General features: G+C 57.6%; 14 protein-coding genes. 3 read left to right on the forward strand and 11 right to left on the reverse strand.

Going from position 1 to position 13,914, the window contains the following annotated elements; genetic code table 11:
- The 3 genes from CKF42_RS12525 to trmJ all read right to left on the reverse strand — a co-directional run.
- Positions 1-570 (reverse strand): aminotransferase class V-fold PLP-dependent enzyme (locus CKF42_RS12525; RefSeq protein ID WP_146239937.1); only part of this gene is annotated, 570 nt, incomplete at its 3' end.
- Positions 571-658: 88 nt separating this feature from the next.
- On the reverse strand, positions 659-1,156 hold the full coding sequence (gene iscR, locus CKF42_RS12530; protein ID WP_009088710.1) for a Fe-S cluster assembly transcriptional regulator IscR: 498 nt from the start codon (positions 1,154-1,156) through the stop codon (positions 659-661).
- Between the two features lie 145 nt (positions 1,157-1,301).
- Entirely contained in the window at positions 1,302-2,039 is a 738-nt protein-coding gene (trmJ, locus tag CKF42_RS12535; protein WP_009088708.1) for a tRNA (cytosine(32)/uridine(32)-2'-O)-methyltransferase TrmJ, read from the reverse strand.
- Positions 2,040-2,171: 132 nt separating this feature from the next.
- On the opposite strand from trmJ, the gene suhB reads away from it, so the two are divergent.
- On the forward strand, positions 2,172-2,975 hold the full coding sequence (gene suhB, locus CKF42_RS12540; protein WP_009088706.1) for an inositol-1-monophosphatase: 804 nt from the start codon (positions 2,172-2,174) through the stop codon (positions 2,973-2,975).
- A gap of 59 nt (positions 2,976-3,034) precedes the next feature.
- Here suhB and CKF42_RS12545 read toward each other — a convergent pair whose 3' ends face one another.
- From CKF42_RS12545 to CKF42_RS12555, 3 genes are all read right to left on the reverse strand, one after another.
- Positions 3,035-4,048 (reverse strand): TIGR04086 family membrane protein, encoded by a 1,014-nt coding sequence (locus CKF42_RS12545; protein WP_046102373.1) that lies wholly within the window; start codon positions 4,046-4,048, stop codon positions 3,035-3,037.
- Between the two features lie 203 nt (positions 4,049-4,251).
- Complete coding sequence (locus CKF42_RS12550) at positions 4,252-5,232, reverse strand: nickel/cobalt transporter (protein WP_058957397.1); 981 nt, start codon at positions 5,230-5,232, stop codon at positions 4,252-4,254.
- Entirely contained in the window at positions 5,223-5,849 is a 627-nt protein-coding gene (locus tag CKF42_RS12555) for a DUF1007 family protein (RefSeq protein WP_009088701.1), read from the reverse strand. The genes CKF42_RS12550 and CKF42_RS12555 overlap by 10 nt, the downstream gene beginning before the upstream one ends.
- Positions 5,850-6,004: 155 nt before the next feature.
- On the opposite strand from CKF42_RS12555, the gene csiE reads away from it, so the two are divergent.
- A complete protein-coding gene (csiE, locus tag CKF42_RS12560; RefSeq protein WP_111208322.1) occupies positions 6,005-7,273 on the forward strand; it encodes a stationary phase inducible protein CsiE in 1,269 nt (422 codons plus the stop codon).
- On the opposite strand, the gene CKF42_RS12565 is transcribed toward csiE, so the two are convergent.
- Together CKF42_RS12565 and glyA are read right to left on the reverse strand one after the other, a co-directional pair.
- Positions 7,255-8,403 carry a 3-phenylpropionate MFS transporter gene (locus tag CKF42_RS12565; protein WP_058957396.1) on the reverse strand — a complete coding sequence of 383 codons (1,149 nt, stop codon included), beginning with the start codon at positions 8,401-8,403 and terminating at the stop codon, positions 7,255-7,257. The genes csiE and CKF42_RS12565 overlap by 19 nt on opposite strands.
- Before the next feature lie 128 nt (positions 8,404-8,531).
- Positions 8,532-9,785: a serine hydroxymethyltransferase gene (glyA, locus tag CKF42_RS12570; RefSeq protein ID WP_009088694.1), complete on the reverse strand. Its 1,254-nt coding sequence runs from the start codon at positions 9,783-9,785 to the stop codon at positions 8,532-8,534.
- Between the two features lie 324 nt (positions 9,786-10,109).
- On the opposite strand from glyA, the gene hmpA reads away from it, so the two are divergent.
- Positions 10,110-11,294: an NO-inducible flavohemoprotein gene (gene hmpA / locus CKF42_RS12575; protein WP_111208323.1), complete on the forward strand. Its 1,185-nt coding sequence runs from the start codon at positions 10,110-10,112 to the stop codon at positions 11,292-11,294.
- Between the two features lie 93 nt (positions 11,295-11,387).
- Here the strand turns inward: hmpA and glnB are convergent, their stop codons facing one another.
- From glnB to qseG, 3 genes are all read right to left on the reverse strand, one after another.
- Positions 11,388-11,726 (reverse strand): nitrogen regulatory protein P-II, encoded by a 339-nt coding sequence (gene glnB / locus CKF42_RS12580; protein ID WP_003848647.1) that lies wholly within the window; start codon positions 11,724-11,726, stop codon positions 11,388-11,390.
- 183 nt (positions 11,727-11,909) lie between these two features.
- Positions 11,910-13,244, reverse strand: a complete 1,335-nt coding sequence (gene glrR / locus CKF42_RS12585; RefSeq protein ID WP_111208324.1) for a two-component system response regulator GlrR — start codon at positions 13,242-13,244, stop codon at positions 11,910-11,912.
- A complete protein-coding gene (gene qseG / locus CKF42_RS12590; RefSeq protein ID WP_009088688.1) occupies positions 13,244-13,912 on the reverse strand; it encodes a two-component system QseEF-associated lipoprotein QseG in 669 nt (222 codons plus the stop codon). Before qseG ends, glrR begins: the two co-directional genes overlap by 1 nt.
- Positions 13,913-13,914 lie beyond the last annotated feature (2 nt).

Consider the following 13,914-nt stretch of genomic DNA (forward strand, 5'->3'; position numbering starts at 1 on the left):
GACAGGCAGCTTGCCGACGCTCTGGGTCGCATCCACATGAAACAGAATCTCACGTTCGCGGCAGAGTTCACCAAAAGCGGCGATATCCTGAACCACGCCGGTTTCATTATTGACGTGCATCAGGGTGACCAGAATGGTGTCGTCGCGCAGCGCCGCCCGCAGCTGGTCAGGGGAGATAATGCCGTCAGTGCCTGGCGTAAGCCAGGTGACCTCAAAGCCTTCACGTTCCAGCTGCTGACAGCTGTCGAGTACCGCTTTGTGTTCGGTCCGGCTGGTGATGATATGTTTGCCGCGCGCCTGATGGGCGTGGGCCGCACCTTTGATTGCGAGGTTGTCAGATTCGGTGGCGCCTGAGGTAAAGACGATTTCACGCGGATCGGCATTGACCAGTTCGGCGATCTGATTACGCGCAACATCGACCGCTTCTTCAGACTGCCAGCCAAAACGGTGCGATCGCGAGGCCGGGTTACCGAACGTGCCATCCAGCGTCAGAAACTGCATCATTTTGCTGGCCACACGCGGATCGGCCGGCGTGGTGGCGGCGTAATCCAGGTAAATCGGTAATTTCATTGCGCTACAGCTCCGTATAAAAAATCATACGTCTTTATAGCAGATTCGGCCCTGACCGCGTTAGCAGTAAGGGCCGCAACAGGGGGGATTACGAGGCGCGCTGATTGATGTTGATTTCCTGAGTACGCGGGCTCTGGAAGCGGCGATTATCAATCGCATTCTGCCGGTCGGCGACATCCAGGATCTCCTGATTGTTCACCAGCTCAGCCAGCGTGATGTTATTCAGGAAGTCACTGATGCGCACGCTCAGGTCGCGCCACAGTACGTGGGTCAGGCAACGTTCGCCACCCTGGCAGCCCTCTTTCCCCTGGCACTTCGTTGCATCAACAGACTCATCCACGGCGGTGATCACTTCACCGACAGAGATGGTATTGGACGCTTTGCCCAGCAGATAACCGCCGCCCGGTCCCCGGACGCTGGAGACCAGATCGTTTTTACGCAGCCGCGAGAATAACTGCTCCAGATAGGAGAGCGAAATGCCCTGACGCTCTGAAATATCAGCCAGCGGGACCGGGCCTTCATGGGAGTGAAGGGCAACGTCCAGCATTGCGGTAACGGCATAACGTCCTTTGGATGTCAGTCTCATAGCATACGACCTCAATAGCGTCCGGTTATCGGAGGATTAGCAACAGATGCTCTGAAGTCTGACATTCCCGAGTAAATTGGTCAACTATTTAACCTGGTAAAACACTCAACTATTTAACCTGGTAATTCAGTCAACTATTAACCTATTATTTTTTATCGCTTTTTGGCTTTTCAAAGGAGGAAAGCATGCCGCGCAGAATGTTGAGTTCATCGCGTTCCGGACGCGCGCGGGTATAAAGACGGCGCAGTTTGCTCATCACCTGACCAGGATTGGCTTCACGGATAAAGCCGCTGTTCAGCATCATCTGTTCCATATGCTGATAGAAGCGCTCCAAGTCGTCGACCAGCGGATAAGGCGATTCTTCATACTTCGGTGCCGGGCTGGCCTGCTCCTGCGACTGTAACCATGCCATGCGCACTTCATAGGCGATAATCTGCACCGCCATCGCCAGATTCAGCGAGCTGTACTCCGGATTAGCCTGAATCGCGACGTGATAATGACACTTCTGCAACTCTTCGTTGGTCAGGCCGACGCGCTCACGCCCAAAGACCAGCGCGACCGGTGCCTGCTGGCCCTCTTCCACACTTTTCACGCCGCACTCACGCGCATCCAGCATTGGCCATGGCAGTGAGCGGGAACGGGCGCTGGTGCCCACGACCAGGCTGCAGCCGGCGATCGCCTCATCCAGCGAGTCGACGATTTTCGCGTCGCCGATAACGTCGCTGGCACCCGCCGCGAGTGAGATGGCCTGTGAGTCGGGCTTGACCAGCGGATTCACCAGATAGAGGTTGGTTAAGCCCATGGTTTTCATGGCGCGCGCAACGGAGCCCATGTTACCGGTGTGAGAGGTCTCAACCAGAACGATACGAATATTTTGCAGCATGATTAGGGATACTCAGAAACGGGTCAGTAAAATCAGTGGGGAGAATCCTAACATAAAGCAGGACATTTACCGAACACACTGCTATACTCCGCGCCGTTTTCCCCGTTCTTTAACATCCAGCGAGAGATACCGATGCATCCAATGCTCAACATTGCCGTGCGCGCAGCGCGCAAGGCCGGAAATTTAATTGCCAAATATTATGAAACCCCGGACGCCGTCGAAGCCAGCCAGAAAGGCAGCAACGACTTCGTAACCAATGTTGACCGTGAAGCAGAACGCCTGATTATCGAAATCATTCGTAAATCTTACCCGAAACACACCATCATCACCGAAGAAAGCGGTGAGCTGGCGGGCGAAGATCAGGACGTTCAATGGGTTATCGATCCGCTGGATGGCACCTCAAACTTCATCAAACGTCTGCCCCATTTCGCTGTCTCTATCGCTGTGCGCATTAAAGGCCGCACTGAAGTCGCGGTCGTTTACGATCCGATGCGCAATGAGCTCTTCACCTCTTCACGCGGTCAGGGCGCCCAGCTGAACGGCTATCGTCTGCGCGGCAGCATTGCCCGCGATCTGGATGGCACCGTGCTGGCAACCGGCTTCCCGTTCAAGATGAAGCAGCATGCACCGGCTTACATGAACATCCTGACCAAACTCTTTACGCAGTGCGCCGATTTCCGCCGCACCGGTTCAGCTGCGCTGGATCTGGCCTACGTGGCCGCCGGTCGCGTGGACGGTTACTTTGAAATCGGCCTGAAGCCGTGGGACTTTGCGGCGGGTGAACTGCTGGTTCGTGAAGCGGGCGGTCTGGTGACAGACTTCACCGGTAACCATGGCTATATGCACTCCGGTAATATCGTTGCCGGTAATCCGCGCGTGGTGAAAGCGATGCTCTCCTCCATGCGTGATGAGCTGAGCGAAGCGTTAAAGCGCTAAGTCTCAGACAGAAAAAAGGCGGCTTCTCAGCCGCCTTTTTTATTGCCTGTTACAGGGGATTAGCGACGTTCGTGCGCCAGCACCTGACGAGGCTGAGTGCGACGACCCACCATACCCATCACACCCGCCAGCACGGCTTCGATGATCAGCAGAATCAGGGCATACCAGCTCGCTTTTGCAGTGGCGGCGGCCGCTTTTTCGCCGGCTTCACGCGCTTTCTGCTCAGCCTGCTGTTTCAGTTCCTGATACTTCTGAACGGCCTGCTGATAGCTCTGCTCGGTTTTGGCAACGATCTGATCCACTTCCTCATCGCTTTTACCGGTACGCGCCTTGATAATATTTTTCAGCGCATCACGGTCAGCGGCCTGCAGCGTATCGGAATGACGATCCATCACACCTTTTAACCAGTTAGCCAGATCGGTATCGGCCGTCTGCGGATGGTTTGCGGTATTGTTCGCCTGATTCTCTGCATTCTGCGCTTCGTTATTCGCATCCTGTTTTAAATTCTCTGGCTGTAATTCCGGCTTACCGGTCTGACGCAGCGTGGTTTCCAGTTCGCTCTGCAGGTTATCCAGATTAATATTATTTTCCTGCAGCTTCTCTTTTGCCATTTGCGTTACCGAAGGTGCCGCTGCGGAAATACCATTACCCAGCGCCTGGAAGCCGGAGCCTACAATATTCATCGCGCCGCCTAATACACTGGAAGCCAGCGTAACTGCCAGGTAAATAGTGAAAATTGTGCTAAGGCCAAACATCAGTAAACCGTGCATGGCGCCTTCGCGCTGCGCCAGACGTCCTGCCACATAGCTACCCGCCGCAATGGCAACCAGCATCTCAATCGCCGTCCAGACCAGTGCGCCCGTACCAAGGCCATCCAGAGGATTCTGTTCTTTCATCGGATCAATGGTGGTGGCACCGATCGCCGTTCCCAGCAGCGTCAGAATGATGTGAACGATAAGCGCGCAGATAACACCGGCAAATACGGCGCTCCAGGAAATACGCTTTAACGGTAATCCTGCGGGCCCGGTCGCCAGCGTTTCGGTATAACCATTATTAATACGGGTATCAGCCATGAAATATACTCCTCGCAAAAAAGAAAGCTGCTTTGATCTTTTATCATCCCGACGGCGACGTGCCGATTTGGTATTAACAGCGTAGACAGGAAATAGTCACTTCTCCACTAAAGCGGCGTGAGAAAATAATAAAGATGTGAATTTAAAGCGGATTAGCGAAGAGAAGAACGCAGCGGCTATTTTATTCCCGCTGCGTTTTTAATTCAGAAAGGGCGGATACCACCGCCCAGCGTCAGCTGGGCTGATTGCCACAGGGCGAGACCCGCGACGATTAAAATCAGACTGCCGGTCAGGGTCAGCAGCGGGATAAGCAGCCGCGCGCTGCCCGCCGTTTCGCGGGGCTGCGCCAGCCGTTGCGCCACCGAGCGCGCCTGCTGAACCAGCACGCCTATGGCGGAAATGGTGAGGGCCGTGCCGAGCGCCATCACCGCAGCCGAGAGCACGCCCCAGCCATAAACGCCGATCACTTTGGCAAACAGCAGCATCATGATCGCGCCGGAACAGGGGCGTAATCCCATCGACACCACGACCAGCAGCTGAGTTTTCAGGCTGACACTTCCCTGCATCTGCTGCGGTGTTGGCAGGTGCGCATGTCCGCATCCACACTGCGCATCATGCTGATGATGGGGCTGGAAGGCGCGAAACAGCGGCGCAGGCCGGGGACGCAAAGCCCGCCACAGGGCACGCAGCGCCCGATAGCCCATCAGCACACCCAGACCGATCACCAGCAGATAGCTGCCCTTCTCCAGCCAGAAACTGCTGAGGTGCAGCTGCCGCGACGAGGTTTGCAGTATGACCAGCATCACCGTCACCAGCCCGATAGCCACCGAGCCCTGCAACAGTGAGGCGAGCAGCGTCAGCCTGATACTAATTTTCACTCTGGCAGGATGGGTCGCCAGAAAGGTGGCGATCACCACTTTTCCGTGGCCCGGCCCCAGCGCATGCAGCACGCCATACAGCAGGCTGAAAATCACCAGCGACAGACCCGCCTGATGGGGTTGCTCAGCCACCTGCTGCAACAGTTGCGTCATCTGCCGGTGCAGATCTTTCTGCCACAACACGCTCTGCAGCAGAATCTGTGACCAGTAGATCCAGACCAGCAGTCCGCCGCTCAGCAGCAGCGCCGCCATCAGCCAGAGTGGCCAGAGCCGCGATCCCCGCCCCGGTGTGGACATTACTGACATGTCAGCCCCACCGTCTGAGCAAACTGGCGGCCCAGATCCATCTCCTCTGCGGGGGCATCGGCTTTATCCAGCGACAGCGCATACTGCTTCAGCGAATCATTGGGTTTCGGCGTCGTCAGGGTAAAGCGGCAGCGCCCCTGCAGTGCAGGCGGCAGCGTTAAGGCGCCGGGATTGTCATAGAACATATCGACGAAGTAAGTGGGATCGAAGGTCAGGATCTCAAAGTGCTGTCCGGTCAGCGTCGGCGGCTCCGCCAGCGGCAGAATAAATTCGAGCACCGCCTTGTGGCCATTGCGTGACAGATTATATTCCGTTGGCAGATTCAAAAACTTTACCCGCTGTTTGTTATGCCAGACTTCAGAAAAGTAGTGCTGGCCAAGAACGTTCGCCATCACGCCCGCCGCCAGCTTTTTCCACACCACGCTGCCCGGTCTGGCGTCGCCTGCATCATAAAGCAGATCGGCGGAGGTGATTTCATCCATGGTCCAGGTCATCTTTAAACCGGTAAAGGTGTCACCCTGTGCCACCAGCGCAGTTTTCATGTCGATGAAACTGTGAGGATGAGCCACAACAGCCGGACTTAGTGCCATCAGTAAGGTCAGAAGTGCGCGTTTCATAATGTTATAAAGTAACGTTCCCGATGAAAAGAATCTATAAGTAACAAAATTTTGTGACCCGCCTTAAACCTCCGGCAAATAAACTGCGCAAAGCGCACAGGCGCTGACGCGGTTGACTATTCTTAGCTCAAAATAGCCTGCTGGAAATCTGATTGATGAGTTCTGCTACCCCTTTGGCACCACTCTTCACCCGTTCACAGCGTCAGTGCCACCTTTTATTGCTGCTGTTTCTGCCATCATCCGCGCTCACACTTGAGAAAGTCTGCCAGCTTAATGGCGTCGATCCTGCCGTTGCCCGACAGGATATCGCGGATGTCGGTCATGAGATACAGCGATATCACCAGCTGGAATTGCACCAGATGGTGGACGGCAGTTTTCGTCTTCATGGCACAGAGCTGAATCGGCGACTCTGTCTGCTGCACAACCTGCGGCGCAGTCTGCGTCTGTCGCAGGAGTTTGTCTGCGCGCATTTTGCCGCCCCGCTGCGCCAGCGCCTGAAGGTGATGAAGATTGAGAAAGCGCTGTGGGATGAGACCAACCTGCAGGCACTGATCCAGCACTGCGGCCTGCGCCTGAAGCGGGATTTCAGCGAGCGCGACCGCCTTTTTCTGCAGATTTTTATGAAATATGGCTTATGCGAGCGCCAGCCGGTGCTGTTCAGTGAGGCGCAGCGTCACTGGCTGCTGCATAAGGCAGAGCGGCAGGCCGCCGAGGATGTGATCCACCACTGGCGCAAACGCTGCCACCTGGCCCCGCCGATCAGTGAAGCGGATTTCTGGACGCTGCTCTTCAGCCAGATCCATACGCCGCTGACCCATGCCATTCATCATCCTGCCGAGCAGCAGTTAATGACGGCGACGCAGCAGTTGATCAATGACTTCGAACAGTGCGCCGGTGTTACCTTTGCTGACCGCGACGGGTTGCTGAACCAGCTCTACCCGCATCTGGCCCAGGCGCTGGAGCGCACCCACTTCCAGATCGGTATCGACAACAGCGTCGCGCTGGATGTCAGCCGCCTCTATCCCCGTCTGCTGCGCACCACGCAGCAGGCCCTACAGCCGTTTGAACAGCACTACAGCGTCGCTTTTACGCCGGAAGAGGTGAGTTTAATGACCATTATCTTCGGTGCCTGGCTGATGCAGGAGAGTGCGTTGCAGGAGAAGCAGGTGCTGATTCTGACGGGGGATGATACGCAGCTGGAGCAGGATGTGGAGCAGCAGATCCGCGAGATCACGCTGCTGCCGATCAATATTACCTATCAGGATATCAGACAGTTTCAGCAGGAGGGCGCACCGCGTGATGTGGATATCATCATCTCGCCCTACCCTACTTCGCTGCCTCTCTTCTCGCCGCCGCTGGTGCACGCCGAACTGCCGCTGACGTTACACCATCAGCAGCGTATTCGTTATTTACTGGAGTCGTAGCCGGGACGAAGGAACAGGGCGGGCAGCGCCACCAGCGCCATGACCCAGAAAAGGTGGCCCTGCAGATGGGTAAATAGCACGCCACAGATCATGGTCATTACCGCAATCCCGCCGCCCATTGCCAGGGCGGAGTAGAGCGACTGCAGGCGGATCACTTCGGCTCCCTGCCGCGCCGCAATAAAGCGCATCGCCGCCAGATGACAGACGGTGAAGCTGCCACAGTGGAGGATCTGCGCCACTATCAGCAGCGGCAGTGCGGTAGTGGCTCCCATCAGGCTCCAGCGGATTAGCGCGCAGATGCCTGAAAGCAGCAGCAGATCCCGGGCGCTCCAGCGACGGAACAGGCGGTTGCTCAGGGCAAAGACCACGACTTCCGCCACCACGCCCAGCGACCAGAGATAGCCCACCGTCGAGGCGGAGTAGCCGCTCTCCTGCCACCAGATAGCACTGAAACCGTAATAGGCGGCGTGCGCCCCCTGCAGCAGCGTCACGCAGAGCATGAACCGCCAGACGGCATTCTCACGCAGCAGCGCCCGCCACGCCTGCCAGCCCCCACCTGCGGCACCCTGACGCTCATCGCCCTGTGGCTGCGTGACGGGGGTCAGCATCATACCGGCCAGCATACTGACCGCGCCCAGCGACAGCAGCAGCAGAATCGCCTGGGAGGTCCAGGCGCTGACCAGCACACCGGTTAACGCCGAGCTGAGCACAAAGGCCAGCGATCCCCACAGTCGCACCGGTCCATAAGCCAGACCAATCTGCCGTGTCCAGGTGGCGGCCAGCGCATCGCTGAGCGGCACCAGCGGGGAGAAAAAGAGGTTGAAGCCAATCATCACCGCCATCAGCCACATCCACTGCTCACCCACCCAGAATCCGATGATGAACAGGCAGGTCATCAGGGCCAGCAGCCGCAGCGCCGTAATCAGCCGGGCAGGATTTCTGACCTGAGACGCGATAAGCAGGCTGCCGACAAAGCGCGCCACCATGCCACAGCCCAGCAGCAGGCCGATTTTTTCTGCATCCAGGCCGGTGCCTTTCAGCCACACGCCCCAGAATGGCAGGTAGATGCCGTAACAGAAGAAGTAAGTGAAGTAGCCCAGTCCGAGCCATCTGGCGGAGCCGATTGCCATATTCCCTCCAGCAGGTTTGCTGCCTTGCAGCACAGGTGGGCGCTACTCTGGCAGAGCGCCACCGGACAGGCAATAAAAAAGGATGGCAGATGCCATCCTTTTTGTGGTGTCTTACAACAGGTTAGCGATTAAGCGTAGACCGGCAGACGACCGCAGATTTCCAGCACTTTCTGCTTAGTGCGCTCAATGGTCGCTTCGTCATTGACGTTGTCCAGCACGTCCGCGATCCAGCCAGCCAGTTCACGCACGTCTGCTTCTTTAAAGCCACGACGCGTGACGGCCGGGGTACCGATACGGATACCCGAGGTGACAAACGGGCTCTTCGGATCGTTTGGCACGCTGTTTTTGTTGACGGTGATGTTGGCACGGCCCAGTGCGGCATCCGCTTCTTTACCGGTCATGTTTTTGCTCACCAGATCGATCAGGAACAGATGGTTATGGGTTCCGCCAGAGACGATGTCGTAACCGCGCTCAATCAGCACCTCTACCATCGCTTTGGCGTTTTTTGCCACCTGCTGCTGGTAGGTTTTGAACTCCGGCTCCATCGCCTCTTTGAAGGCTACCGCTTTACCGGCGATAACGTGCATCAGAGGACCACCCTGACCGCCCGGGAAGACCGCAGAGTTCAGCTTTTTGTAGAAATCTTCGTCGCCGTTCTTCGCCAGAATGATGCCGCCACGCGGACCCGCCAGGGTTTTGTGGGTGGTGGAGGTGACGATGTGCGCATGCGGAACCGGGCTCGGATAGACCTCAGCCGCGACCAGACCGGCAACGTGCGCCATGTCGACGAACAGCCAGGCACCAACGCTGTCGGCGATTTCACGCATTTTTGCCCAGTCGCAGACGCCGGAGTAGGCAGAGAAGCCACCCACGATCATTTTTGGCTTGTGGGTCTGCGCCAGTTCAGCCAGCTCGTCATAGTCGATTTTACCGGTTTCATCGATACCGTAAGCAACCACGTTATAGAGTTTGCCGGAGAGGTTAACCGGTGAGCCGTGAGTCAGGTGTCCACCGTGCGCCAGGTTCATCCCAAGGATGGTGTCGCCCGGCTGCAGCAGCGCGGTGTAGACGGCGAAGTTTGCCTGTGAACCGGAGTGAGGCTGCACGTTAGCGTAGTCGGCACCAAACAGCGCTTTTGCGCGATCGATCGCCAGCTGCTCAACGATATCAACGTATTCACAACCGCCGTAGTAGCGTTTACCCGGATAGCCTTCAGCGTATTTGTTGGTGAGCTGAGAACCCTGCGCCTGCATAACACGCGGGCTGGTGTAGTTTTCAGAAGCAATCAGTTCAATGTGCTCTTCCTGACGCACTTTCTCCTGCTCCATCGCCTGCCACAACTCGGCATCATAATCGGCAATGTTCATATCACGCTTTAACATCCGGATCTCCTGACTCAGCTAACTTTCTGACGGTATTTGCCCCCTCTGGGAGCGAAGGCCAACAGTGTAAACCGTTTTAACAGGTGAAGGTAGGGTGAACCGCCTCTTTTTACGCAAACGATTGGCTGGCGGGTGGCACTGCTTTTTTACACCTTTTCTCCCCTCTCCGGCCCGCCGAATCCGCGTCTGATAACAGGCGCTTTTTTCCGGATGCACGGAAAAGTTGCCACCGGCAGCCGGTGAAAACTGACCGGCGGGTTTACAGCAGAAGCGAGACGGTATTAAGATGCATTTAAAATGCATCTTTAAAATGAGGTCACTGATATGCTTGATGCACAGACAATCGCCGCTGTTAAATCGACCCTCCCTGCCGTCGCCGCCTGCGGTCCGAAGCTGACCGCGCACTTTTACGAACGCATGCTGACCCGCCACCCGGAGCTGAAAAACGTTTTCAACATGAACAATCAGCGCAACGGTGCTCAGCGCGAAGCCCTGTTTAACGCCCTCTGCGCCTATGGCGCGAATCTGGAGAATCTGGCCGTACTGCTGCCCGCCGTAGAGAAGATTGCGCAGAAGCATACCAGCCTGAATATTCAGCCTGCGCAGTACGCTATCGTCGGGGAGAATCTGCTGGCAACGCTGCGCGAGCTGCTGAATCCGGGTGAAGAGGCGCTGGCCGCGTGGGGACGAGCCTATGGCGTGCTGGCGGATCTGTTCATCCAGCGTGAGGAGGAGATTTATCAGGCGACAGAGAACCAGCGCGGTGGCTGGCGCGGCACCCGTGCGTTTCGCATCAGCGTGATTGAACAGCAGAGTGAGGTGATCAAAAGCTTTACCCTGACGCCGGTTGGCGGGGGGCCGGTAGCGGCCTTTAAACCGGGTCAGTATCTGACCGTTCATCTGCAGCCCGCCTGTTTCGACCATCGTCAGATCCGTCAGTATTCGCTTACTCACCTCAGCAACGGCAGAGATTACCGTATCGCGGTGAAACGTGAAGCCGCGGGCAGCGTCTCCGGCTGGCTGCATCAGCATGCCTGCGAAGGTGATGTGCTGCAGCTGACTGCGCCGCACGGGGATTTCTTCCTTGAGGTCACCCCTGCTACGCCGGTGGCGCTGATCTCCGCGGGCGTGGGTCAGACGCCGATGCTGGCGATGCTGCATGCGCTGGCCGCCGGTCATCATCGCGCGCCGGTCAGCTGGCTGCACGCGGCAGAGAACGGCAGACAGCATGCGTTCCGCAATGAAGTGGCCGCGACAGGCGCACAGCTGGCCGATTTCACCCGCCGGGTCTGGTATCGCGAACCCGCAGCTGAGGATGCCGGGCGCTATGATGCTCAGGGCGTGATGGATATCACCGCCCTCTCTGCACGGCTGGCCTCACCCGCCACCCACTTCTATCTCTGTGGTCCGCTGGCTTTTATGGAGCACGTGGTGGCGCAGCTGCGGGATGCCGGCGTGGCAGACACACGCATTCATTACGAACTGTTTGGCCCGCATAAAGGCATGTAATGAGCGTAAAAAAGCCCGCAGCGCGGGCTTAATCTGTTGAACGATGCAGGGTAATGCTGGCAGCAGCGGATATACGCAAGGCGCAGGAGGGCATCAGATTGCCTCTTCATCCTCTTCGCCGGTACGGATTCGCACCACGCGCGCAACGTCAAAGACAAAGATTTTACCGTCACCGATTTTGCCGGTCTGCGCCGTGCGCATAATGGTCTCGACGCAGGTATCAACGATATCGTCGCCCACCACCATCTCGATCTTCACTTTCGGCAAAAAGTCGACCATATACTCTGCGCCGCGATACAGCTCGGTGTGCCCTTTCTGGCGACCAAAGCCTTTAACCTCACTCACGGTCATCCCGGTGATGCCCACTTCCGCTAAGGCTTCACGAACATCATCGAGCTTGAATGGTTTGATAATCGCATCAATCTTTTTCATGTCAGACCCTTTTTCACTCCCTCCATGGTCAGAGGGTTTATCAAGTATAAATGTTGCTGGCGCTGTCGGGCGCTAATATCCGGGATTCTTCAGGTTGCCGCAAGCGCTGTCAGCGCCGGGAGCATGCCCGGCCACGATCCGGGCCTCAGCAGGCAACCTGCCGCTCGCCCGTCTCAGCCTGCCCTACTCTTTGAAATCACTGGCATCCAGCTCATGACGGGAGAGCAGCTTATAGAACTCCGTACGGTTGCGTCCAGCCAGTCGCGCGGCATTGGTCACGTTGCCCTTCGTCATCTGCAGCAGCTTACGCAGATAGTTCAGCTCAAACTGATTGCGCGCCTCGGCAAAGGTGGGCAGCGCACTGTTTTCTCCGCTTAACGCCTGCTCCACCAGCGCATCGCTGATGACCGGCGATGAGCTCAGCGCCACGCACTGCTCAATCACGTTAACCAGCTGACGCACGTTGCCAGGCCAGCTGGCGGCCATCAGACGCTTCATCGCATCGACTGAAAAACTGCGCACCTGCGGTTTATGGCGTTCCGCAGCCTGACGCAGCAGATGATTAGCCAGCAGCGGAATATCTTCGGTGCGCTCATGTAGCGCCGGAATTTTCAGATTCACCACATTGAGACGATAGAAGAGATCCTCACGAAACTCCTTTTTCTCCATCGCCTTAGGCAGATCGCGGTGGGTGGCGGAGATAATGCGCACGTCGATCTCGCTGTCGTGATCGCTGCCCAGCGGCCTGACCTTACGCTCCTGCAACACCCGCAGCAGCTTGACCTGCAAGGGTTGCGGCATGTCTCCAATCTCATCCAGGAAAAGCGTGCCGCCGCCCGCGGTTTTGAACAGTCCTTCGCGGGCGCTGACCGCGCCGGTGAAGGCACCTTTGGCGTGACCGAACAGCTCTGACTCCAGCAGCTGCTCCGGCAGCGCGCCGCAGTTAATGGCGACAAACGGCTTGCCGTTGCGCGGGCTGGCGGCGTGGATCGCCTGCGCCAGCATCTCTTTACCGGTGCCGCTCTGCCCGTTGATCAGCACGCTGACGTCCGATTGCGCCACCATATGGGCCTGCTCCAGCAGCCTTAACATCAGCGGGCTGCGGGTCACAATCGCCTCCCGCCAGCGGTCATCACTGACCGGCGCCTGCTGGGCCAGCGCCTCATCAATCGCTTTATAGAGCGCATCGCGGTCGACCGGCTTGGTCAGGAAGCTGAACACCCCCTGCTGCGTAGCGGAAACCGCATCCGGGATCGACCCATGTGCGGTCAGGATAATCACCGGCAGACCGGTATGGCGTTTCTGAATCTCGCTAAACAGCGCCAGGCCATCCATTTCATCCATGCGCAGATCGCTGATCACCAGCTCAATCTTCTCTTTCTGCAGCAGGCGCAGCGCCTCTGGTCCACTGGCTGCGGTGGTGACCTGATAGCCTTCGCTGCTCAGACGCATGCCCAGCAGCTTCAGCAGACTGGGATCGTCATCCACCAGCAGCAGTTTTGCCGCTTGTCTGACCATTATTGCTCCTCATCCTGTGGCAGCGCGGTGCCGTGGCCGTTTTCAGAGACATCCGGGGCTTTGCGCGAGGAGAGCTGACGCTCAATGTCCGTCAGCCGCTCCAGCTTATGCTGGGTATCGCTGAGCTGCTGCTGCTGTTTAACCATCTGCTGGCGGAGCGTCTCCTGCTGGAGGTCGCTGCTCTGTTGCAGATGCGCATAGCGGGTGCGCGCTTCGCTCAGGTCAAGCTGCGCGGTCTGGTTACTGCGCCACAGCTGAATCAGCGGGCGCACGGACGGCGGAAAATCACTGTTGTAGCGATCCAGGGTTGCCACATAGTCACGGCGCTCTACGGGGGTCACGTTGCCATTGGCCATCAGCACGCCCTGCTTGAACGCGCGCGACCAGCTCTCTGCCGGCCAGCGGTGGGCTTCGGCTCTCGCTTCGGCGGGAGAGAGGCGTTCCGCGCAGTCAATCGCCCGCATCCAGTAGAGGGGATTGCTCAGCGCCGCGCTCTTCTCTATCGGCCACAGATCGTTACAGCGGGTCGCCAGGTAGTCAGCGACCGTCACCTCCGGCTCCGCCACCTGATGACCAGACGGCAGAGAGGAGGTGGCCGGTGCGGTGGTGCATCCGCTGAGCAGCAGCGTCGCCAGCGTGCTCAGCAGCAAAGCGGGTAAATATTTCATCA

The sequence above is a fragment of the Pantoea sp. ARC270 genome, from assembly GCF_003236725.1.
GTDB classification, from domain to species: domain Bacteria; phylum Pseudomonadota; class Gammaproteobacteria; order Enterobacterales; family Enterobacteriaceae; genus Pantoea; species Pantoea anthophila.

Bases quoted from the DNA above. Each gene is read 5' to 3' on its own strand.
- iscR (WP_009088710.1), bottom strand. From the start codon at position 1,156: ATGAGACTGACATCCAAAGGACGTTATGCCGTTACCGCAATGCTGGAC.
- trmJ (WP_009088708.1), bottom strand. From the start codon at position 2,039: ATGCTGCAAAATATTCGTATCGTTCTGGTTGAGACCTCTCACACCGGT.
- suhB (WP_009088706.1), top strand. From the start codon at position 2,172: ATGCATCCAATGCTCAACATTGCCGTGCGCGCAGCGCGCAAGGCCGGA.
- CKF42_RS12545 (WP_046102373.1), bottom strand. From the start codon at position 4,048: ATGGCTGATACCCGTATTAATAATGGTTATACCGAAACGCTGGCGACC.
- CKF42_RS12550 (WP_058957397.1), bottom strand. From the start codon at position 5,232: ATGTCAGTAATGTCCACACCGGGGCGGGGATCGCGGCTCTGGCCACTC.
- CKF42_RS12555 (WP_009088701.1), bottom strand. From the start codon at position 5,849: ATGAAACGCGCACTTCTGACCTTACTGATGGCACTAAGTCCGGCTGTT.
- csiE (WP_111208322.1), top strand. From the start codon at position 6,005: ATGAGTTCTGCTACCCCTTTGGCACCACTCTTCACCCGTTCACAGCGT.
- CKF42_RS12565 (WP_058957396.1), bottom strand. From the start codon at position 8,403: ATGGCAATCGGCTCCGCCAGATGGCTCGGACTGGGCTACTTCACTTAC.
- glyA (WP_009088694.1), bottom strand. From the start codon at position 9,785: ATGTTAAAGCGTGATATGAACATTGCCGATTATGATGCCGAGTTGTGG.
- hmpA (WP_111208323.1), top strand. From the start codon at position 10,110: ATGCTTGATGCACAGACAATCGCCGCTGTTAAATCGACCCTCCCTGCC.
- glnB (WP_003848647.1), bottom strand. From the start codon at position 11,726: ATGAAAAAGATTGATGCGATTATCAAACCATTCAAGCTCGATGATGTT.
- glrR (WP_111208324.1), bottom strand. From the start codon at position 13,244: ATGGTCAGACAAGCGGCAAAACTGCTGCTGGTGGATGACGATCCCAGT.
- qseG (WP_009088688.1), bottom strand. From the start codon at position 13,912: ATGAAATATTTACCCGCTTTGCTGCTGAGCACGCTGGCGACGCTGCTG.